At 60.1% G+C, this 20,792-nt stretch carries 19 protein-coding genes, 3 pseudogenes and 1 other annotated feature; of the genes and pseudogenes, 9 read left to right on the top strand and 13 right to left on the bottom strand.

Going from position 1 to position 20,792, the window contains the following annotated elements:
- The 6 genes from P775_RS05000 to P775_RS04975 form a co-directional block, all read left to right on the top strand.
- Nucleotides 1-314: iron chelate uptake ABC transporter family permease subunit (locus tag P775_RS05000; protein ID WP_143520810.1), on the top strand; the 314-nt coding region annotated here is incomplete at its 5' end.
- Nucleotides 311-1,288 carry a FecCD family ABC transporter permease gene (locus P775_RS04995; RefSeq protein WP_099909930.1) on the top strand — a complete coding sequence of 326 codons (978 nt, stop codon included), beginning with the start codon at nt 311-313 and terminating at the stop codon, nt 1,286-1,288. The genes P775_RS05000 and P775_RS04995, both read left to right, overlap by 4 nt.
- The gene (locus P775_RS04990) at nt 1,285-2,055 is read left to right on the top strand and encodes an ABC transporter ATP-binding protein (RefSeq protein WP_099909929.1); all 771 of its coding nucleotides are present in this window, start codon (nt 1,285-1,287) and stop codon (nt 2,053-2,055) included. Before P775_RS04995 ends, P775_RS04990 begins: the two co-directional genes overlap by 4 nt.
- Before the next feature lie 25 nt (nt 2,056-2,080).
- Entirely contained in the window at nt 2,081-3,112 is a 1,032-nt protein-coding gene (locus tag P775_RS04985) for a siderophore-interacting protein (protein WP_099909928.1), read from the top strand.
- Between the two features lie 93 nt (nt 3,113-3,205).
- Complete coding sequence (locus P775_RS04980) at nt 3,206-4,075, top strand: AraC family transcriptional regulator (protein WP_143520809.1); 870 nt, start codon at nt 3,206-3,208, stop codon at nt 4,073-4,075.
- Between the two features lie 64 nt (nt 4,076-4,139).
- Entirely contained in the window at nt 4,140-6,302 is a 2,163-nt protein-coding gene (locus tag P775_RS04975; RefSeq protein ID WP_245875571.1) for a TonB-dependent siderophore receptor, read from the top strand.
- Nucleotides 6,303-6,354: 52 nt separating this feature from the next.
- Here P775_RS04975 and P775_RS04970 read toward each other — a convergent pair whose 3' ends face one another.
- The 5 genes and pseudogenes from P775_RS04970 to P775_RS04950 form a co-directional block, all read right to left on the bottom strand.
- The gene (locus tag P775_RS04970) at nt 6,355-8,058 is read right to left on the bottom strand and encodes an ABC transporter ATP-binding protein (RefSeq protein ID WP_099909925.1); all 1,704 of its coding nucleotides are present in this window, start codon (nt 8,056-8,058) and stop codon (nt 6,355-6,357) included.
- Nucleotides 8,059-8,238: 180 nt separating this feature from the next.
- A complete protein-coding gene (locus P775_RS04965) occupies nt 8,239-9,117 on the bottom strand; it encodes a TonB family protein (RefSeq protein ID WP_180287328.1) in 879 nt (292 codons plus the stop codon).
- Nucleotides 9,118-9,150: 33 nt separating this feature from the next.
- A complete protein-coding gene (locus P775_RS04960; protein WP_099909923.1) occupies nt 9,151-9,573 on the bottom strand; it encodes an ExbD/TolR family protein in 423 nt (140 codons plus the stop codon).
- A gap of 2 nt (nt 9,574-9,575) precedes the next feature.
- On the bottom strand, nt 9,576-9,956 hold the full coding sequence (locus P775_RS04955) for an ExbD/TolR family protein (protein WP_180287327.1): 381 nt from the start codon (nt 9,954-9,956) through the stop codon (nt 9,576-9,578).
- Nucleotides 9,953-10,648: pseudogene (locus tag P775_RS04950) on the bottom strand (MotA/TolQ/ExbB proton channel family protein); the annotation flags it as partial. The gene P775_RS04955 and the pseudogene P775_RS04950, both read right to left, overlap by 4 nt.
- 670 nt (nt 10,649-11,318) lie before the next feature.
- Here P775_RS04950 and P775_RS28805 point away from each other — a divergent pair.
- Nucleotides 11,319-12,402, top strand: a pseudogene (locus P775_RS28805) (IS3 family transposase); the annotation flags it as partial.
- Nucleotides 11,600-11,716 (top strand) — a sequence feature (AL1L pseudoknot). It overlaps the preceding pseudogene by 117 nt.
- A 61-nt stretch (nt 12,403-12,463) precedes the next feature.
- Here P775_RS28805 and P775_RS28800 read toward each other — a convergent pair.
- The 4 genes from P775_RS28800 to P775_RS27930 all read right to left on the bottom strand — a co-directional run bounded on the left by P775_RS28800 (nt 12,464) and on the right by P775_RS27930 (nt 14,684).
- A complete protein-coding gene (locus P775_RS28800) occupies nt 12,464-13,318 on the bottom strand; it encodes a GMC family oxidoreductase N-terminal domain-containing protein (RefSeq protein WP_245875570.1) in 855 nt (284 codons plus the stop codon).
- Between the two features lie 29 nt (nt 13,319-13,347).
- A complete protein-coding gene (locus tag P775_RS28795; protein ID WP_245875569.1) occupies nt 13,348-13,800 on the bottom strand; it encodes a hypothetical protein in 453 nt (150 codons plus the stop codon).
- Nucleotides 13,787-14,407 (bottom strand): TIM barrel protein, encoded by a 621-nt coding sequence (locus P775_RS04930; protein WP_342749636.1) that lies wholly within the window; start codon nt 14,405-14,407, stop codon nt 13,787-13,789. Before P775_RS04930 ends, P775_RS28795 begins: the two co-directional genes overlap by 14 nt.
- 115 nt (nt 14,408-14,522) lie before the next feature.
- Complete coding sequence (locus tag P775_RS27930) at nt 14,523-14,684, bottom strand: hypothetical protein (RefSeq protein WP_180287323.1); 162 nt, start codon at nt 14,682-14,684, stop codon at nt 14,523-14,525.
- Nucleotides 14,685-14,927: 243 nt separating this feature from the next.
- On the opposite strand from P775_RS27930, the pseudogene P775_RS04925 reads away from it, so the two are divergent.
- Nucleotides 14,928-15,476: pseudogene (locus P775_RS04925) on the top strand (IS6 family transposase); the annotation flags it as partial.
- 205 nt (nt 15,477-15,681) lie between these two features.
- Here the strand turns inward: P775_RS04925 and P775_RS04920 are convergent.
- Together P775_RS04920 and P775_RS04915 are read right to left on the bottom strand one after the other, a co-directional pair.
- Complete coding sequence (locus P775_RS04920; protein WP_099909918.1) at nt 15,682-16,026, bottom strand: helix-turn-helix transcriptional regulator; 345 nt, start codon at nt 16,024-16,026, stop codon at nt 15,682-15,684.
- Between the two features lie 11 nt (nt 16,027-16,037).
- A complete protein-coding gene (locus tag P775_RS04915; RefSeq protein WP_099909917.1) occupies nt 16,038-16,289 on the bottom strand; it encodes a type II toxin-antitoxin system RelE family toxin in 252 nt (83 codons plus the stop codon).
- 526 nt (nt 16,290-16,815) lie between these two features.
- On the opposite strand from P775_RS04915, the gene P775_RS04905 reads away from it, so the two are divergent.
- Nucleotides 16,816-18,006, top strand: coding sequence for an MFS transporter (locus tag P775_RS04905; RefSeq protein ID WP_099909915.1), 1,191 nt, complete (start codon nt 16,816-16,818; stop codon nt 18,004-18,006).
- 544 nt (nt 18,007-18,550) lie between these two features.
- Here the strand turns inward: P775_RS04905 and P775_RS04900 are convergent.
- Both P775_RS04900 and P775_RS04895 read right to left on the bottom strand, forming a co-directional pair.
- Nucleotides 18,551-19,444 (bottom strand): histidine decarboxylase, pyruvoyl type, encoded by an 894-nt coding sequence (locus tag P775_RS04900; RefSeq protein WP_218967627.1) that lies wholly within the window; start codon nt 19,442-19,444, stop codon nt 18,551-18,553.
- A gap of 2 nt (nt 19,445-19,446) precedes the next feature.
- Nucleotides 19,447-20,688, bottom strand: a complete 1,242-nt coding sequence (locus P775_RS04895; RefSeq protein WP_143520807.1) for a hypothetical protein — start codon at nt 20,686-20,688, stop codon at nt 19,447-19,449.
- Between the last annotated feature and the right edge of the window lie 104 nt (nt 20,689-20,792).

The following is a 20,792-nucleotide window of genomic DNA, read 5'->3' as shown; positions in this document are numbered from 1 at the left end:
GACCGGGGCTAGTGCAAGCGGCGACGCTGGTCGCGGTGACGCTGACCACGGGGGCGGCGGTGGCGGTGGCCGGGCCCATTGCCTTTCTCGGGCTGATGGTGCCGCCGATCGCGCGGTGCGTGGCGGGGCATTCCCTACGCGCCGAGCTGCTGGCGGCGGCCATTTTGGGGGCGAGCCTGCTGCTGGTTGCGGACAGCCTTGGGCGGCTGATCCTTGCCCCTGCCGAAGTGCGCGCGGGCATCATGGTCGCCCTGCTGGGCGGACCGGTCTTTATCTGGATCGCCCGTGGTCTGCGGCCCGGGGCACAGGGATGAGGGGCGGCGTGATCCTGACGGCGCTGCTGTTTGCGGCGGTTCTGGTCGCCGTGCTGATCGGGCAGGTCGATATCGGCATGGCCGAGCTGTGGCAGGGGCTGATCACCGGCGAAGGGCCCGGGGCGCTGATCCTTGACACGATCCGGGGGCCGCGCGTCGCCACCGCAGTGGGTGCGGGGGCGGTGCTGGGCCTGTCCGGGGTGATCTTTCAGACGCTGTTGCGCAACCCCTTGGCGGCGCCCGATATCATGGGATTTACCTCTGGGGCCGGCCTGGCCGTGGTTGCGGCGACAGCACTTGGCGTTGCTTTGCCGATGCCGCTGATCGCGGCCTGTGGCGGGCTGGCAGCGGCGGTGCTGGTGGCGTTGTTGTCCTGGCGGCGGGACGCGGCGACGCCGCCCCTGATGCTGATCCTTGTGGGTCTGGGGGTCGGCTTTGCCGCCTCTGCGCTGACCACATTCTCGATGACGCTGCTGCCGTCCGAGGTCGCGGCGGATGCGCAGCGCTGGATGACCGGCTCCTTGGCAGCGCGGGACTGGAGGCATGTGGCACAGGTCTGGGGGCTGGGGCTGATCCTTGGGCTTGTGACCTTTGGCCAGCTGCAGGCGCTGACCGCGCTTGAGCTTGGTTCGGACCTTGCCGCCGGGCTGGGGCTGAATGTCGAACGCGCACGGTGGGGCCTCGCCGGAACCGGCGTGCTGCTGGCGGCGGTCGGGGTCGCGGTTGCCGGGCCGATCCCCTTTGTTGCGCTGATGGCCGGGCCGTTCAGTGCCCGCCTGACCGGTGCCAGAACACTGGGCGGGCGGCTTGCGGGGGCCATTGCGGCGGGGGCGCTGATCACCGTGCTGGCCGATCTGGTCGCGCGCGCGGCGCTGAGCGGCATCCAGCTGCCGGTGGGTGTAATGACCGGGCTGATCGGCGCGCCCTACCTTCTGTGGCGGCTGTCGCGTGAAATGGAAAGGGGAGAACTGTGAGCCTGAGAGCCGAAGCGCTGACGCTTGGATACCGCGACCGCCGCGTGATCGACGCGCTGGATCTGGATCTGCCCCGGGGCGGGATGACCACCATCCTTGGCCCCAATGGCTGTGGCAAATCCACCCTGTTGCGGGCACTGGCGCGGCTGATCGCGCCGCGCAGCGGTCAGGTGACGCTGGACGGGCGCAACATACATGCCCTGCCCAGCCGTGCGCTGGCACGGGAAATGGCGATTCTGCCGCAATCCCCCCTTGCCCCGGACGGCATCACCGTCGGTGATCTGGTCAAACGCGGCCGCACGCCCTGGCGCGGCTTTCTGGCACCGTGGAACGACAGGGACGCTGCTGCCTGCACCGAGGCGCTGGCAGCGGTCGCGCTGCTGGATCTGGCTGACCGTCCCTTGGACGAGCTGTCGGGCGGCCAGCGTCAGAGGGCGTGGATTGCGCTTGTTCTGGCGCAGCAGGCGCAGGTGTTGCTGCTGGATGAACCCACGACCTTTCTGGACCTTGTGCATCAGATGGATGTGCTGACGCTCTTGCGGCAGCGCAACCGTGACACCGGCCTGACTGTGATCTCGGTCCTGCATGACCTGAACCTTGCGGCGCGGTTTTCGGACACTCTTGTCCTGCTCGGGCCGGATGGTCTGGTCGCGACCGGCAACCCGCAAGAGGTGCTGACCCCCGACAGGCTGATGACGGCATTCGGGCTGAGGGCGCAGATTGCGGCAGACCCGGTTGCAGGCTCACCCATGGTCATCCCCCTATGAACCGCCCTTCAGGAAAGACGCACCCATGAGCTATTCCAGACAGTCTGCGGCCCGCTATGACGGGGCCCTGTCCGAGAATTTTCTGACCCATTGTCTTGAGCATCTCAAGGAATTCGATGTGCCGGTGAATGTGAGCGAGGACAGTCTTGCGCTGAGCCTGCCGCAAGCCAGCTATCGTTTCGAGCGGGATCCGCGCGGGTTTTCCGTGTCGATCAAGGCAGAGAGCGGTCTGAGCCTGCATCAGGCGCGCGAAAGTTTCCTGTACCTGATAGACCATGTTCAGCCCGGCCTGTCCGAAACCCTGCGCTGGAGCGGTAATGTGGCCCGCAACGGTGCGCCGCCGAACCTGTATCACGGCGAGGTCGTGTCGGTGTCGCGGGTGGTTCGGCAGTTTCTGCGGGTCGTGCTGGACTGTGCCGACACGCCTGCGCTGGCGCAGGGTCCGGGGATGCATTTTTCGCTGCTGATCCCACCGGGCGGGCGCCGTCCGGTGTGGCCGCAGCTTGATGACAACGGGCGCACGATCTGGCCGGATGGAGAGGACAAGCTGCATCGCTCGGTCTACACCTTTGTCGATTTTGTACCCGAACTTGGCAGATTTAGCTTTGACATATTCGAACATGACGGCAGCAGAACAACCGACTGGGTTCGCACTGCCAGGGTTGGAGACCTTGTCGGCATCATGGGGCCCGGCGGCGGGGACTTCCCCCCGGGGGAAAATCTGCTGATCGCGGGTGACGAGACTGCCCTTCCAGCGATCCGCCGTATTCTGCAGAGTTCCGATCCCGCACGACGCGGACAGGCCTACATTGAGGTCGAAGACGAGACGGATTGCAGTCCTCTTGTCGCCCCGACCTCATTGTCCGTAACCTGGGTTATACGCAACAAGGGAGAGACGCTCTGGGACCAGCTGAGCGAAGCCATCCCGCCCGAAAACAGCCGGTATGTCTGGGTCGCAGCCGAACGTACACTGGTGCGCCTGGCCAAGACCCGGTTTCGCGACGAATTCGGCTTGCGCAGCGATGAGTCCTATTTTTCGGGATATTGGGTACGCTGATGGCGGTTTTGATCCGGACGGCTGCGCGCAAACATCTGCCCGGGCGGCCTGCCGGAACATCCATCGCACGAAGGAAACACGAGGGCGGGATAAGTGTCATTTCATCCAAGAATGATCACCTCGGTGCAGGGCTACGAGCCGCTTAGCGATCTTCGGGGGCTGACATTCGAGCAAATGAGGCTTAATTATTGGCAGATGCGCGGCCGGGCCAGCGCAGGAGGGAGATATCTCTCGCTCAACCCAATGATCGTCATTCTTCTGGACAACCGGTATATGTCCGTCACGGCGGACAGGACGGCCTTGCCGCAAAAGTGCGCCTGCGGTTATGTTCCGGGCGGGGTAGAGTTCTGGGGCAAGCTGGAGCGCCCCGGTCCATTGCGCCACCTCGACATTCATCTGTCACAGCAGCGCCTTTCAGAGATCGTTGCACCGGACATGCCGCTAAAGCGTCCGCTTTTTCTGACCGGCGCTGGCACACTCGCCGGACTGGCCGAAGTTTTGACACAAGAGGCCGTCAATCCGCAGAGGCCCCAACATCACACCGAACATCTGGCAGAAGCGCTGATATTGGAATTCTTTCATCTCGCGCGAACGGCCACTGACCCATCGCAAGCACATTTTCCAAAGCTTGCAACATACATACAGCAGAACATGGATCAGCGGATTTCGATTGAGAGTCTGGCGACGCTGTCGGGAATGTCGCGCAGCGGCTTTGGCAGGAAGTTCCGTAAGTTTCTGGGTGTTTCACCGCATCAATGGGTGATGGAGATCAAGATCGAGCACGCCAAGACCCTGATGCTTCGGGATACTCCCTTTGTTGAGGTCGCGGATGCGACCGGCTTTGCCGATCAGGCCCATTTCAACCGCATGTTCAAGGCCGTCGCCGGCCAGACGCCCAGCTTTTGGATAAAACGGCACAGGCTTGCAGAGGTCGGCGAAAATATACAAGACATAGCTACCTGACTATTTCTATCAGACATTTTATTCCCATTCAGGCGGCCAATTTGGTCGCGCCAAAAAGGACGCCATGACAAATCTTGCAAGACCCCGCGTCGCCCCCCCCGGGTCGATGAGCCTTATGACTCTCCTGATGATGACAGTCGCGTCTGGCGCGATGGCACAGGCGATTGATGATCCCTTTGCGCTGCAGCTGATCGTCGTCGACTCCGCTGATGACGCCACTGGCCCCGTGGATGGGGCACGAAACCCGACCACCACCACCGGCTCCAAGATGCCGCTGGAGCTGAACCGGATCCCGCAATCCGTGTCGGTTCTGGGCCGCGACGAGATCGACCGGTTCAAGGCCCACCGCGTCAGCGAGGCGCTGCGTTATACTGCGGGCGTTTCGGCGGATGTTTACGGCGATGACGAAGATTATGACTGGATGCGCATTCGGGGGTTCAAGGCGAACCAGAACGGCACCTATCTGGACAATGCGCAGAACCTCGCGATTTCCTTTGGCTCGTTCTTCATCGACCCCTACACGCTGGAGCGGATCGAGGTTCTGCGCGGGCCGTCTTCGGCGCTGTATGGCGGCTCGAACCCCGGCGGCATTCTCAACTATGTCTCAAAGCGCCCGGGTGAGCGGATCCGCGAAGTGACGATCGGTGCCAACGATGCCTCGGCCGGATGGCTTGAGTTCGACATGGGCGACGATCTGGGCAACGGGCGGTCCTACCGTGTGACCGGGCGTCTGGAAGGCGGCGACAAATACGACGATTTCAACCACGGACTGCGCGGCACGCTGGCACCGTCGTTCAAGTTCACCACCGATGGCGGCACGGAAATCACGCTGCTGGCCAATATCCACGCCGCCGAAGAGCAGCACAACGGCAGCAACTTTCTACCCTATTACGGCACGGTCAAGAAGACAGAGGAATTCGGCTATATCGACCCGGATGCCAATTTTTCCGATTCCGACTGGGACAAGTATTCGCGCAGGCAGATCTATGCCAGTGCCATCGTAAAGCGCGAGCTGGCCAATGGCTTTACCTTTGAGGGGATCGGGCGTGTCAGCGCGGCTGACCTTGACGAACGGTATTACTATCCTTCGGGCTATCTGAACGGGAGCATCTATGCGGATGGCACCGCAAAGCCAAACGATGACGAAGGCACATTGCGCATGGCCGCCTTTACATCCGATGCGCGTGTGCGCACCGCCCAGACCGATCTGCGCTTTTACGGGACGCTGAACAGCGGGGCTGTGACGCATGATGTCATGGTCGGGCTGGATGCGCGGTATTTCTGGCTGGACGAGACCCTGACCGTTGGTCTTGGCACGCCGAATTCCGTGAAAAACCCGTCTGACCCCAGCATAGCGTATGCAGAGCCGCCCTATAACGATATCACCACCACGCAAAGCCAGGTTGGTCTGTATTTTCAGGATCAGATGCGCTGGGGCGGTGGCTGGATCGGCACGCTTAACCTGCGGCATGATTTTGTCTGGACCGAACAGGAGGGCACCAACGCCTTTGAGCGGGACGACAGCGAAACGTCGTACCGGGTGGGGCTGGCCTATGAAACCGCCGGGGGACTTACGCCTTATGCGTCGTTCTCAAGCTTTTTCAATCCGTTGGTGTCGCCGCCGTCGACCGGCGTAACCAAGCCAGAGACCGGACATCAGGTTGAATTGGGCGTCAAATGGGCTCCTCAGGACAGCAATTTCCGCCTATCGGCGGCGGCGTTCCAGATCGAACAGCAGAATGTGACAACCGGCATGGCGCCGAACCGCTCACAGCTGGGCGAGGTCCGCTCGCGCGGGTTCGAGCTTGAAGGCCAATATGATTTTGGCAATGGCCTTACGATGGCGGGTGCGGCGACCCTGCTGGACATGGAAATCACCAGGGACAAGAATGCCGCCCTTGAGGGCAAGGAACCGACACTGAACCCGGAACACGAACTGTCGCTTTTTGCACGTTATGCATTTTCGGGGGCTCTGGAGGGGTTGTCGATGGGTCTGGGGGCGCGTCATCGCGGCGAAAGCTGGGCCGACACGGCAAACAAATACAAAGTCCCCAGCTCGACCGCTTATGACATGACGGCAAGCTATGCGTTCGGCAAGGGAATGGAAGGCACTCTGAGCGTCACCAACCTGACCGACGAACGCAATGTCACGACCTGCGACGGTCTGCTCTTGTGCTCTTATGGCTCGGGCCGGGAAATCAGCGTCTCGCTTACGTCGCGGTTCTGAACTTAGGAAAACAGCAGGTTGGGCCACCTGGATCGGGTGGCCCTTTTGCGTTTCAGGCAGCGCTCAGGCGGGCATACTGACCCTTGGCCGCCGCCAGATCGGCATGGCTGCCGATTTCGACGATCCGGCCTGCCTCCATCACGGCGATGCGGTCTGCGTTGCGGATCGTGCCGAGGCGGTGGGCAATCACCAGGGTGGTGCGCCCCTTTGACAGCGCCTCAAGCGCGCTCTGGATCAGACGCTCGGTTTCGGAATCCAGCGCCGACGTCGCCTCGTCCAGGATCAGGATCGGCGGGTTCTTGAGAAAGGCGCGGGCGATGGCGACGCGCTGTTTCTGGCCGCCCGACAGGGTCACGCCGCGTTCGCCCACAACTGTATCAAGCCCCAGCGGCAGACCTGCAATCATCCCGTCAAGCTGCGCCTGCGCCGCCGCATGCAGGATTTCATCCTCGGTCGCGGTAAGCCGACCATAGGCGATGTTCTCGCGTAGGGTGCCGCCGAACAGGAACACATCCTGGCTGACGATGCCGATCTGCTGGCGAAGAGAGCGCAGGGTCATGTCGGCGATATCTATGCCGTCGATGGTGATCTGACCGGAGCGCGGCGCATAGAAGCGCGGCACCAGTGCCAGAAGCGAGGTCTTGCCCGCCCCCGACTGACCGACAAAGGCCATCGTCTCGCCCGCCCGCACCTCAAGCGAGATGTCCTGCAGAACCGGCGCGCCGGTGTCATAGGCGAAATTGACCGCGCGAAAGCTGACATCGCCCTTGAGGTCCGGTGCGGAGATGGCATCCGGATGATCGGCAATGTCGGGCTGGGTGGCGAGAAGCTCCTGATACCGGCGGAACCCGGCGATGCCGCGTGGGTAGAGTTCGATCACCGCCGCGATCTTGTCGATGGGACGGAAGAACACGCCGACCAGCAGCAGGAAGGCGACGAATCCACCAGTGCTCAGATCCTCGCGCAGGACGAACAGCGCGCCCGCCACCATGACAACCACCTGAATGAACCGCATCCCCATGTAGTTCAGCGAGGCCGAGGCGGCCATGGCGCGATAGGCCTCAAGCTTGGTATCGCGGTAGCGGGCGTTGTCGGCGGCAAACAGTGTCTTTTCGTGATCCTCATTGGCAAAGGCCTGCACGACGCGCATGCCGCCGACGTTTTCCTCGAGCCGGACGTTGAAATCGGCAACACGGGCATAGATCGCCTGCCAGGCCCGTGTCATGCGCCCGCCGTAGACAGCCACAATCGCGATAGAGGCGGGGACGATCACCGCCGTGATCAGCGCAAGCTGCACGTTGATCGTCAGCATCAGCAGAAACGCCCCGACAAAGGTCATCACGGCGATGAACAGATCTTCGGGGCCGTGATGCGCGACCTCGCCGATCTCTTCCAGATCACGGGTGACGCGGGCCACCAGCTTGCCTGTACGTACCTTGTCGAAAAAGGCAAACGACATCTTTTGCAGATGTTCAAAGGCGCGGCGGCGCATTTCGGTTTCGATGTTGATGCCCAGCTTGTGGCCCCAGTAGATGACGATGGCCATCAGCCCGGTGTTGATCAGATAGATCAGCATAAGCCCCACTGCCGCGACGACGGTCAGCGTCAGATCACCGCGAGGCAGCAGCACGTCGATAAAGCCCATGATCGCAAGGGGAAAGGCAAGCTCAAGCAGGCCGGACAGAACGGCGCAGCCGAAGTCGAGCCAGAACAAGGCGGTCCAGGGGCGGTAATATTCGTAGAACTGACGCAGCATCGGCAAGGCTCCAAAAAGCGGCAGACTGCTTAGGTAAACGCCGAAGTAGTCTGCCTGGGGTATATCAGTCTTCCTCGCGAACGGCGAAGCGGCCATGCGGCTTCAATCACATGGCTTCAGGCCGCATGGCCTAGGTTGCTATTTCGGGCCATGCACGCTGTTTTAGCCCGGAACCAGACCTTATCGGGAAAACCGGATCGGCAAGGAAAAGGCATGTGTTCCCGGTGTCAGGCCGCGTGGCGCGGCTGGCATGCTGGCATTCTGAACCGCGCTGACTGCGGCCTGATCCAGTAAGCTGTTGCCCGAGGAACGCGACACGCCGACCCCTGCAAGCGCACCGGAACTTGTGACTTTCAACCACAACTCAACCGTGCCCGATGCCCGCCCAGCCCTGCTGGGATAGCGTTTACGGCGCTCCACGCGTGTGCGGATGGCAGCCCCCCAAGATGCCTTTAGGCTGTTCTGCTCTGCCGCACTGGAAGTGGCGCTCTGACCTGAGCGAGCCTGTCCAGCCTGCGCACCCCCACCGGTGCCAGCTGCACGCTGGCCCGCGCTGTCAGCAGAGGCCTTGCTGGCGGTCTTGGCTATTTCCTTCCGGGGGGCCGGCTCTGGTTGCTGCTGAACCGGCCGTTCGGGTCGCAACTGCGGGCGTTCCGAGCTTTCCGGCGCGATCTCTGGTTCGGAGCTTTCTGGTTCAGGTGGCGGCGGCGGAAGTTCGGCCAGAGCGGCATCCGGCAGGCTCGGCGCTTGCGGGAGTGACATGGCCGGGGCTGTTGGCCTTTTTGATGCATCGCGTGGCGCAGTCATCGTGGGCGGCGTCATGTCCGGAACCTCTTGCGTGATCTCCGGCATATCCGCAGGCTCGGAAACGTCGGGCGGCTTCAGCCATTCCTCGACCATGGTTTCAACGCTGGCACTTGATGCTTCCATGGTCACAAGGTCTTCTCCACCGACCCCAGCAGAGGCGGCGGCGTCTTCGGGCGGAGAGACGGAAAAACCAAGCATCAGCACCCCGACCGCGACCAGAGTGAAAACCAGAAATTCGATGTACTGTTTCACGGACATATCCTTACATCAGTATCGCTCACAGGCTTACTGCGGCGACACCACCAGATCAACGCGGCCAAACCCCAGCCTACCCAAGGCAGGCATCAGCCGCGCCAGATCGGCACCCGGCACAGCGGCATCGGCGCGGAGTTGCAGCGGTGGCCTATTGTCGGTAATTTCGCAATCCAGCGCCGCGCAAAGGTTTTGGCGCGCCTCTGCAAGCGCGGCCATAACCGGCTCATCGCCTTCAACCTCGCGAAAGCCAAGCTGCCCGTCAGCACTCAGAAATAACACGATATCCCCTTCCGGCTCGCCCTGCGCGGCAGACTTGGGTGGCGTTACCGGAAAAGGTTCGGGCGCGGTCAGACGTGCAGAGATCAGAAAGAAGATTAGAAGCAGAAAGACCACGTTGATCATCGGCAGGATATTTTCGCCACGCTGGCGTTGCGGGCTGCTTTCGATGCGCATGACTATTCCACCAGAACGACGCGGTTGAATCCGGCAGCGCCCAACAGATCGAGCGTATCCACCACACGCTGAAGCGCCGCGTCATCCGCTGCGCGCAGAACTACGATGTCGCCGGGATCCTCGGTCATTTGTCCGATTTCGGACGTCAGGTCTTCGGCAGTAACATCCACCCCGTTCAGGGTCATCCGCTCGGGGTAGATGGTGACCAGACGCGGCGGACCAGAATACCCGCTGCCCTGCCCCGCCACTATCAGCCCGAGAGACCTTTCGCCGCCGAACCGGGAAGCCAGCATGAAAAACACCAGAAGCAGAAACACTACGTCGATCATCGGGGTCAGATTGGGGCGGCGCGGCGTAGGAGCGTTACCGAAGCTCACGCTCATTCGGCAGCAGCCCGAGCAGAATTGAAGGATGCCATAGACATGTCTTGGCCCCGCGCAGTATCCGCTGCGGTTCCACCTGTGACGGGACGCAGGAAGATACGCGTTGCAGAGTCTTCCATGCTGTGGCGAATCCGTTCGACCACGCTTTCGAACCAGGTCAGAGCGATCGAAGCAGGAATGGCCACAGCCATGCCTGCCGCCGTGGTCAGCAATGCCTCCCAGATGCCACCTGCCAAAGCAGCAGGATCCGCACGCGCACCGGCATCTTGCAACGCCTGAAACGCGCCAATCATCCCCATGACGGTGCCAAGAAGACCCAGCAGTGGAGCAATGGTCGAACAAAGTTCAAGCGCCTTCAGCCCGCCCCGCAACCCCGACAGCTCATTTTTAGCGACTCGCTGCGTTTCCGATTCTGCGCCTATCTGATCCAGTGTTGGATCAAGCTGCACCTTCATTGCCGTCAGAGCAACACGAGCCCTTGGGTTTCGGCGACGTTCCAGCATATGCACGGCCTGATCGGTCAGACCTGCCGACCATAGGTCGATGGCACGGGATGTGTGGCGTCCGCCCCGCCAGGCGCCTGCCAGAAAGAACCGCCAGATTTTCCAGAAAATCAGCGCAAGTGTGAGGACGGCAAGGGCGGCAATCGCCCAGATCGATGGGCCGCCAAGAACGAGGAAATCCAGCGCTTCGGCAAACGTGGGTCCCAGGAAACTCTGGGCATTGGTCAGATACGCATTCATCAGCGCTCCAAGGATATCATAAGAATTCGGATTTGGGTTGCTGGGACCAAATGGCCCTAGCTGCCTGACCGCAGCTAACCTGACGGTTATTGTAAGAATTGTCAACCTGCCACCAAGTGGTAGCACCTAAAACTGCACAGGCTTGACTTGGCTTATGAAATTCTTGGATGTTCAAGGTATTATCCGGACATAGTCCGCAGAATATAAAGGCCCCGGACAAGAAGCTGGTATGGCCGTTTGACGGGGTGAATCCAGAGGGCCGCGTGCCTGTACCCAATATGCTTTGATTGAGATATGCTTTGATTGAGCGATTTCACCTGTGTCCCCAGCTGGAAGGGTCGGTTTATGTTGCTTTCTTAATCGTTTACGGGAGGAAGTCGGCATTTAAATTATCGGGTTCGCAAACGACTGCTATATGGGTGAGAAAGCGTAGCGTAGCTCTTAGAAAGGCATATTAGGTTGAAGGGAAAATGTTAGAGATCCTGGAGGTAGAGGTCAAGTCCACATGGCACTGCTCGAATGCTACACGAATCTCAGTATTCCGGTCATCGTTGCCACGCGACAAATGACCCGCGCCGGGTTTGCCGGATGCCCCAACTCCTGAGCAAGATGGAGCATCATGAGCAAGACGACGAACAAGTTTTCACCCGAAGTGCGCGAACGTGTCGTGCGTTTGATCCTCGACAATGTGGGTCAGCATGGAACGCGTTGGCAGGCGATCATGTCGATTTCGGCAAAGATCGGCTGCGTGCCCCAGGCCTTGAAGGATTGGGTCAAGAAGGTCGAGGTCGATAGCTGCAAGCGCCCGGGCGTTTCCAGCGAGATGGCCGAGCGAATGAAGGTGCTGGAACGCGAGAACCGTGAGCGGCGCCAGGCGAACGAGATCCTGCGCAAGGCCAGCGCATATTTTGCGATGGCGGAGCTCGACCGCCGGTCGAAGTGATGCTGTCGTTCATCTATGACCATCGAGATGCACACGGGGTCGAGCCGACCTGCAACATGGTGCCGATCGCCCCTGCTACCTACTATGATCACCTGACCCGGCGCGGCTGTCGGATCGTGCCAAGCTGGATGCGGAGCTTCGACTTCACATCCAGCGTGTCTTCGATGCGAACTGGCAGGTCTATGGCGTGCGCGAGATCTGGCGGCAGTTGCGCCGCGAGGGCTTCGATGTCGCCCGCTGCACAGGTGCCAGGCTGATGAAGAGCATGGGCATTCAAGGCATTATCTTGGGCAAGCCGCACAAGACGACGATCCCAGACAAGAAGTTGCCGTGCCCGCTGGACAAGGTGAACCGCCAGTTCCGTGTGGCCGCGCCGAACATGCTGTGTGTTTCAGACTTCACCTGTGTCGCAACCTGGAAAGGGTTTGCATATGTCGTTTTCGTCATTGACGCCTATGCCCGCCGCGTTATTGGCTGGCGGGTCAGCACATCTGGCCATGCCAGCTTCGTTCGCGACGCCCTCGAGCAGGCTGTCCATCGGCGTCGCCCAGTCAAGGACGCGGGGCTGGTCCATCACAGTGATCGCGGCAGCCAGTATCTGTCGATCAAATACACCGAACGACTGGCTGAGGCGAGCATCGAACCCTCGGTCGGAAGCGTTGGCGACAGCTGTGACAACGCGCTGGCCGAAACCATCGACGGCCTGCTCAAGGCCGAAGTCATCCACCGTCGCGGCCCATGGCGCAACTTTGAAGCCGTGGCCGCATAACTAACGTCAATCAGCATCCGGAAAACTCGGCACGGTTCTCTTTCGGTAGGCTTTACATCGACCATGCCGACCGCCTGCAGCATCTCGACGGCGCAGCACTGCGCATCTTCTTTTCGTTCTCGCTCAGTTCGACGCTGATTGACAGCACCGGCAAGCCCCATTTGTCCGTCAAGGACGTAGCGAGCGCGATGCGGTTCGCATGATCGGGCAGCATCTCGCCAAAGGCGGTCATGCCGATGCGCCAGCTGCCGGGCGTAGAAAGCGCATTCTTGAGATCCTTGCCAATGTTGAGTTCGGCAATTTCGCGATTCCAGCCCTCGCGGCTGGCCGAGCCCTGATAGCCGAAACCACGCAGGTAGGGACGTTCCTCGCCATCGACATTACGGAAACGCGGGATGTAGAAACCGGCGGGACAGCGATCAAAATAGTATTTGTCGTCAAATCCTTCGACAGATCCCTCGGCCCCGACGCGAAAGTTGTGGTCCATCGCATTATGTCCAAGCTCCTCCGATGCGGACCCGAGCCCGCCTTCCCAGACATCCGTTGCAGAATTCATGAGGAGCCAGGTCGAGTTGAACGTCGAAGCGTTCAGAAAAATGACATCGGCGGTATACTGATAGGTCTTGTTGGTTTCGGCATCAACCACCTCAACCCCGGTCGCCCGCTTGCGGTTATTGTAGTACAGCACTTGACGCACTTCGAAAAACGGCCGCAGCGTCAGATTGACTGTCGCCACAGCTACTGGCAAGGCCACAGAATGAGTACAGAAATATGTCCCATAAGGGCATCCCAGCGAGCACTCGTGGCGGTACTGGCAGTTAACCCGGCTCTGCTCGGGCTTGGGTTCTGTGATATCGGCGACCCGGGGATTGATTAGGTGACGCTTGCCACCAAAGGCCTTTTGCAAGCGCGCTGCGACATCCTTTTCAACGACGTTCAGCGGGATGGGGGCAGGAAATCTCCGTTGGGCAGAAAATCCAGACCGTCGCGCGCGCCCGAAATCCCGGCGAAGCGCTCCACATGATCATACCATGGCGCGATGTCGGCGTAGCGGATCGGCCAGTCAATCACGACGCCGTCTTTCGCATTTGACTTAAAATCGGTGTCCGACCAACGGTAAGTCTGCCGCCCCCACAGCAGGGAACGCCCGCCGACGTGATAGCCGCGGAACCAGTCAAAGCGTTTATTCTCGACATAGGGATTGGCTCGCTCATCGGTCCACATTCCCCAGGTCTGCTCATTCAGCGGATAATCCCGCTGCAGCACGGGGCTCTTGCGCTTCATCTCGACAGCTGCGCTGCCGCGATGCGGATAGTCCCAACTTTCCTTGTCTGCGTTCAGGAAATCGGTCAGATGCTCGATGTTGCGAGCGCGCTCAAGAAGCAGCACCTTCAGCCCCTTCTCGGTCAGCTCCTTTGCGGCTGATCCGTCGCTGATCCCCGATCCGACGACGATCGCGTCGCAGTGCATGTTGCCTGCCATGTGGCTCTCCTCCTGAAAGAATTTTGTGGGCGTCAGGCGTCACGACTAAGAACCGCGGCGCGCAGCGCATCGGATTTCCGGCCGTATGGTCGTGGCCGAGACAGTCATGGAAAGGGATGTGGTAGATGTCGTAAAGCAGTTTGAAGTTGCACGAGCGGATCCCGCGACAAAGGTCCACGCCCAAGATGGTGGCATCGAAAAGATAGTCCGGGTGATTGACCCGCGAATTCAGCAGTTCCATGTGCAGAACGACGCCCCTTTCCTCGGCCGCGTCAAGGATACGTCTCAGCCCCGTTTCGTAGTTTTGCATCCCCTCAGCTGGGTTCATGTCGCGACGGTTGCCGCTGAACTGGATGAGGTTGCGATAACCTGCCTGCGCGACCAGATCAATGTGATGCAGGTAGTTTTCGGTTAGCGCGTCATGGTTTACCCGATCGGCCCAGCCCTCGTCGAGGCTGAGTTCGGCGACTTTGCACATAGAGCTTTCAAGCCAGTGCTGTTTCAGAACCGGCAATTCCTGCGACCCAAGGTCTCTGCATGTGCCCTGTAAGCCATGGTACTGACAAGTGCGATGGCTACGATCAGGGTCTTTGTCATCTGTTGGTTCCTCCCTAGAAGACGACGTAAATTCAGTGGCCCTTTGCACCCTTGCGCTGAAGGACGACGGCAAAGCCAACCAGCAATCCCAGCAGCACATAGGTTGCAAGACACAGGCGCAGCACCGAAATCGGTGAATAGCGCCAAAGGTTCTGGCCGACAACGAGACCGGCGCACGGCTGGCTGTGGACCATCTTCTGGAGCTTGGACAGAGATGTCGCTGCGCCGGCGCACAACCCACGGCGGAAGAAACGCTGATCCTGCCTGTACAGCTCTGCATTCGCAGCAGCACTAACCCGGTCAACAGCGGCTTGACCGGCTTTTTCAGATAAACTGATTTCTGGTAGTAGTTTCGCCAGGTTTTGACGTCCAACTGTACTTATGGACAGAGCCGCGCGTGGAGCAAGCTTTCGACATCCCGTTCAAGGTTCAAGCGATTGGTCAGTTTCAAAGGTGCACGCCACCCAAAATCCTTGATCCTGTAGGCGGTCTCTTTCTATGTTCGGCTTGCGGTATCGTATCGGGATTTCTAAGAAATCATGGCCGAGCATGGCGTCGATGTTGATCACATGACGCTGAACCTATGGGTCGAGAAATATGCGAATATCATAGCTCAGCAAGCCCATTGCAGGAAAGCACAGGCTCGGCGATCTTGGCGGATGGATGAGACCTCCGTGAAAGTCAAAGGTTTCTGTATCGAGCTATCGACAAACAGGGCAAAACGCTTGATTTTATGCTTTCAGAGTGCCGTGACGAAGCAGCAGCCACCGCATTCTTCATCCGCGCAATCGGAACCAACGGCTTTCCCGACAGGGTGGTCATCGACAAGAGCGGATCTGCGGCAGCCAGTCTGTTCAACATGAATCGCTTGCTGGTGATGGTCGATCGAGGTTCTGCAAGTGAAATATCTCAGCAATATAATCGAACAGGACCACCGTTTCATAAAGAAGATCACCCGCCCCATGCAGACCTTCCAATCAGTCAACTGAGCCGCAGCCACTCTGGCTGGCATAGAAGTCGCTCACCATCAAAGTACTCCGATGCTCCTTGGTTGGACTTCCCCGCTTATAGACATGTCTCGCGCAGGACGCGCACCTCCGTGTCGGACAGTGGCAGACCCTTGAAAGACAAACGTCGTTCACAATCCGGATGTTTGCTGCACGGCACCTGAATGATCGCAGAGGGCCAACCTTACTCGGCGAGATCGTCCAGCGTGACGCCAAGGGAATCTGCCAAGGCGCGCAAGGTCGCGACAGAGCCTTGTTTGCGCCCGGTCTCAATCTCGGCAACGGTGACGCGGTTCACGCCAGCCTTTTCGGCAAGAGCGGCCTGGGTCAGGCCGCGCAGGTCACGGTAGACACGCATTGGGCTTTCGCCATTCAGCAGGCGGTTCACATGTTGCGCGGGGATCAATTCATCCTCACCAGTTGCCAAGCCCGCCTTGGCACGATCATAGGCCTGAAGATCAACAAGATCTTCGGCAGCCGTCCGCAGACGGTCGTATTCTTCGCGCGGAATTGTTACCATCTCATTCATATCATGCCCTTTCAGTCATAAATGCTGCCCCGGGGGCCGATGTCCAGGACAGCAAGGACATTGCCCTGCTCATCCATGATGACTCGCCAGTCACCCACCCGCAGTCTGATACCCTCTCTGCCCTTCAGAGATTTGGCGTTGTTTACTTGAGAGGCAGGGTCATGCGCATAGGCTTCGATCTTGGAACGGATCAGGGTTGCAGTGTTCGCAGGCATCCGGCGCAATGCCCGGATCGCGGCCTTGGTGTAGCTGATCTGCTTCATCGCGTAGCTATGGGCTACATTTTCTTCTGTGTCAAGGCAGATGTCGCTTAAAGCGACATGGGCGAACGGAGGTTTTATGAAGACGACGCTGCAGACAGTTGCTGACGCCATTTGACCCCCGCTTGGTTTATGGCAGGATCAAGATACAACGCGAACCGGTTCCGCAACTTCTGGGCAGAAACCGGTATTGCGCCGTTCATCCCTGCGCGGAAGGCACGAGCAATGCCTATCCTATAAGACAGACAGGGCAACGAGGTAGAGATCATGTTCGGACGCCTGAACCTATTCCTGAAGACCATCGCACTCGCGGTACCCGCCTTGTTCCAGCGGTAAATCAATATGTCCGGAGCGTTGTCCGCGACTGGCAGACACACGATTTTAAGACGAACGTTCAGGGCGCCAGTCGCATTGCGCAGATCATACATTGACGTGTATCCCGCACTGGATCGGTTTGACGTAACCAACTGGTATGATCACGACCACCGGCCCCTGCCCAAGCTGCAGGTACGCATCACAGGAGCATGTCATGACGACAGTGGAGCAGTCCCGGACCCCTGAAGATGGCAAAGGGCTTGGCAATGGCCTTGTCATAGCGCTGTCGGTTGCCGCAGGCGTTGCCGTTGCAAATATCTATTACAACCAGCCCATGCTCGGCGTCATGGACCGGGACCTGCCAGGCGGGACCACCAGCTTGGTACCAACAGCCACGCAACTGGGTTATGCTGTCGGACTATTCCTACTGGTCCCGCTGGGCGATCTGGTCGAGCGCAGGAAACTGATCGTTGCACAGTTCGTGGCGCTTGGTGCGGCTCTTGCCCTGGTCGCCCTCTCGCCCACGGCGGCGCTGGTGGTGCTGGCCTCGCTTCTTGTGGGGGCGGCCGCAACCGTGGCGCAGCAGATCGTGCCGCTGGCCGCGCATCTGGCTGCCCCCGAGCGGCGCGGCGCCACGGTCGGAACCGTGATGGCCGGGCTTTTGTGCGGCATTCTTCTCAGCCGCACGCTCGCAGGATTTGTTGCCACCCACGGCGGATGGCGCGAGATGTTCTGGCTGGGCGTGCCGCTGGCACTGGGGGCGGGTGCGGTGATGGCATGGCGCCTGCCGCGCAGTGCGCCCGAACCCACACTGGGCTATGGCGCGCTGCTCGGATCGCTTGCCGGTCTGTGGCGGGAATTTGCAGTTCTGCGTCAGGCCGCTGTTACGCAGGCCCTGCTTTTCGGTGCTTTCAGCATGTTCTGGACCATACTAGCGCTGCGCCTGCAGGAGCCACGCTTTGGCCTTGGTGCAGACGCCGCTGGTTTGTTCGGGATCGTCGGCACCGTCGGTATTCTTGCCGCCCCGATTGCCGGGAGGATCGCCGACCGGAGCGGCCCAAATCTGACAATTCTCTTGGGGGCGCTGCTGACGTTACTTTCCTGGGGGGTATTTGGTTTCTGGACCTCCATCCCGGGGCTGATTGTCGGGGTGATCCTGCTCGACTTTGGCGTGCAAAGCGCGATGATTTCGAACCAGCACATCGTCTATTCCCTGAGGCCGGGGGCGCGGGGGCGGTTGAACACGATTTTCATGGGGTGCATGTTCGTGGGCGGAGCCGGCGGCTCTGCGGTGGCGGCCTGGGCCTGGGTGGCGGGTGGCTGGACCCTGCTGTGCCTGCTGGGGGCGCTGCTTGCGGGCGGAAGCGTGGCGATCCAGACTTGGAGCATGCTGCACCGCAAGTGAGCGGTGGCCCCCATTTCTGGCGTGCCGGAGGTAAGCACCCGGCGCAAAATGCCCGCTAAACTACTGATATTAAAGCGCGCCGCCTATAACCTGAAACACACTCATCGTTTTTCGCGTTGGAGGCGCAGCTGACAGGCCGCGAACAAGCGATTCAAGTTTAAGGCGGGACGCTTTAAAGGCGCTGTTTCAAGGCCGCATCCGCGCGGTCCTTTAGCACCGCACCTGCCCCAGCGGCTGCAGGGGGAATGCACCGTTGCGCGTCGCCTGATTTCGGCAAGCACTTCGGTGAGCAGGGTTTGGCGGAATCGTCCCGTTGCGGGGATACGGAAGGCGTATGGAAACCGTATGGATTTCGTATGGCTGACCGCTGGCGCCGCTGTTTTGCCAAATACATGACTGCCAAAGGGTGATGCGGTCTGACGCTGATCAGGAGAAGAGGCCTGCGCGATCAGCATAAGGCACAAAAAAGAGGGCCTGTGGCCCCCTTTTAATGCGCGCAAACCAGATAAACTACGACGGGTACATTACTTGAAGCTAAAACTATTTAATCGGAAAATGCGCGGTAGACCCCAGGATATGGCCGCATCGGCGTGAGGCCGAGCTGGTTTTCCCACATGCTGAGCGTCATCTCGGTCAGATCGCCGGGTTCACATCCCGGGGGAATTGCCGCAGGCGGCAGGGTGACGTAGGGCGCACAGGCCAGCGCGCAACCGACATGCCCATGCGGTATTGTCAGGGCCTTGGAGCCGATGAAAATCTCGCGGTAGGCGACACCCTGATCGCGCCCGCAGCGCAGGATCGACAACGCGATGTTGCGCTCGATCTCTTCAAGCGGGGCGGGGCCGGTCGTTTCGGTGTCAGAGGCATCTTCGATGAACAGGTTGGCGGTGGAACTGCGATCTTCGGCGATGGCAATCGCCAGCGCACACCAGACCGTGGTTTCAACCTTTGGATTGATGGTCTGCGATTTGTTGGCGCAGACCACCATGGCCCCGGGTAGCGGGCTGAAGCGACGTTCATCCCGACTGCCGAACAGGCGATAGGCCGCGTCCAGAAGCGGGTCGAGCGGCATGATCGGCACCGGAACGCCATCATGCCGCGGCAGCACCATCTTTGGCTGGATCAGCCCATTGGCAAGATCGTCGTGACGGGCCAGATCGTAGCCCCAGACCGCCCCGTTGACGCCACAGAACGACGACGCGGTGAGCATGTTGATCTGGCCGATATAGGCGTCTTCACATTCGGCGCGGTCATAAGAGACGATTCCGTCCAGACCTTCGTCCATGTCTGCCACAACGGTCCCGATCGACAGCTTGAGCGCGGCGATATAGCCATAGCCGCCGACGGGCGGGTTCATATAGCCGGCGCAGTTTTTCGGGAAGGGGCCGATGGCGTTGTTGACGACGTCTCTGGCGCGCAGGTCAGGTATGTGCGCCATGATCAGGCGTTCCTGTGCATGTGGACATGGACCGAAACCACGGCCGCGGGATCGTTTCTGTCCGCTTCGGGATCCGCAAAGAACAGGACCGCCGTCACCCCACCGAAAGAGATCCTGCCCGGCGGGTTCGAAAGGCCGGCGCTGCGGAACTGTCTGATATGTTCTGGCGTGGTGCCGAAAAGGCCGGCAAGAGCGCCAAGGGTGGTGGAGGGATTGGTCAGCACGCCATTTTCGTTCAGCGTGTACCCGGCATTTTGCAGCGATCCGACATTTGGCGCATGAATCACAAAGGTGCTGTCCGTGTCAGCGCTGTGTTCGATCGCCACGTTCTGTTCCTTTGGCAGCTGCAACAGGGCGCGCACGGTAAAGCGGACCTCGGTCAGAGGCGCCTCTATCTGGTGGGGATAACAATCCTGATAATAGGCGTTTGACAGTTCCATGCGCAAATTCGCCTCGGTCTGCCAGCTTGCGCCCATGCCGGAATAGTGGCGCGTGCCGAGGGCGTCCTTGCCCATGTACATGCTGTTCAGCCCCATCCAGAACCCGTCCGGCGCCAGTTCGGGATAATCGTCCTTGTTCTGGAAATACATGTAGTCGCCGGGGATGGGCGGATCTTCGAGCGGAGCCTTGGGCATGAACAGGGTGGCGGGATTGGAGATAGGTCCGAGGCTCCACGGGCCGACCAACATCGTGCCGAATTTTTCAGCCATCAGCGCAAAACGATCCGCGCCCAGCCCGTTCAAAAGGCCCCAGTAGATCACCAGCTGATAGGCGCCAGCGCATTCGCCCCGGAACGGAAGGACCGAGCCGTATTCGGGCGCAATTGCGGTGGAGGGCGGTGTTTGCGGAGTCTGGCGCCACGCTGCATCCCAGTGATCCGTCGGATTCAGGAATTTCCAGTAGCGGGACGTCCGGCTGTTGTCCGTCGTGCCGATGCGCGGCTTGAGATCAATGTTGGGGTCAAAGTAATCGCAGTCATATGCGCCACTGGTGAGGCTGGTCATTGCGTCAACCGCGGCGAGGCGGACGAGGATTTCGTCCAGCAGCTCTGACTCCGAGGCATAGACCATCGGGACAGAAGCACCCTGCATGGCCGTAATCATTTCCTGGACCAGCGGCCCGTTCAGTGCATTCTGCTTTTCAGCAGGGGCAAGTGCCGCGAGCCGTCCGGCAAGGGCGGGCGCATCGGTGCTGTCCACGCCATCAATAATAAGGGCTTGGTCTTTTGGGTTATCCAGTGTCATCTGCATCTCTTTGTTAAAATGTTATTTCCAGGCCGGACGGTTCACGCCCGACCTGGAGGCCACAATAACCTTGGATACTCGTACTGGTTAACGTCACTTAGCAA

Source organism: Puniceibacterium antarcticum (genome assembly GCF_002760615.1).
Lineage (GTDB): Bacteria > Pseudomonadota > Alphaproteobacteria > Rhodobacterales > Rhodobacteraceae > Puniceibacterium > Puniceibacterium antarcticum.
The sequence above is the reverse complement of the archived record's forward strand: the minus strand, read 5'-3'. Positions and strand labels throughout refer to the sequence as shown.

Bases quoted from the DNA above. Each gene is read 5' to 3' on its own strand.
- P775_RS04985 (WP_099909928.1), top strand. From the start codon at position 2,081: ATGAGCTATTCCAGACAGTCTGCGGCCCGCTATGACGGGGCCCTGTCC.
- P775_RS04960 (WP_099909923.1), bottom strand. From the start codon at position 9,573: ATGCGCATCGAAAGCAGCCCGCAACGCCAGCGTGGCGAAAATATCCTG.
- P775_RS04900 (WP_218967627.1), bottom strand. From the start codon at position 19,444: ATGGCGCACATACCTGACCTGCGCGCCAGAGACGTCGTCAACAACGCC.
- P775_RS04915 (WP_099909917.1), bottom strand. From the start codon at position 16,289: ATGAAGCAGATCAGCTACACCAAGGCCGCGATCCGGGCATTGCGCCGG.
- P775_RS04895 (WP_143520807.1), bottom strand. From the start codon at position 20,688: ATGACACTGGATAACCCAAAAGACCAAGCCCTTATTATTGATGGCGTG.
- P775_RS04920 (WP_099909918.1), bottom strand. From the start codon at position 16,026: ATGAATGAGATGGTAACAATTCCGCGCGAAGAATACGACCGTCTGCGG.
- P775_RS04955 (WP_180287327.1), bottom strand. From the start codon at position 9,956: ATGAGCGTGAGCTTCGGTAACGCTCCTACGCCGCGCCGCCCCAATCTG.
- P775_RS04995 (WP_099909930.1), top strand. From the start codon at position 311: ATGAGGGGCGGCGTGATCCTGACGGCGCTGCTGTTTGCGGCGGTTCTG.
- P775_RS27930 (WP_180287323.1), bottom strand. From the start codon at position 14,684: ATGGTCCACAGCCAGCCGTGCGCCGGTCTCGTTGTCGGCCAGAACCTT.
- P775_RS04975 (WP_245875571.1), top strand. From the start codon at position 4,140: ATGACAAATCTTGCAAGACCCCGCGTCGCCCCCCCCGGGTCGATGAGC.
- P775_RS04970 (WP_099909925.1), bottom strand. From the start codon at position 8,058: ATGCTGCGTCAGTTCTACGAATATTACCGCCCCTGGACCGCCTTGTTC.
- P775_RS04905 (WP_099909915.1), top strand. From the start codon at position 16,816: ATGACGACAGTGGAGCAGTCCCGGACCCCTGAAGATGGCAAAGGGCTT.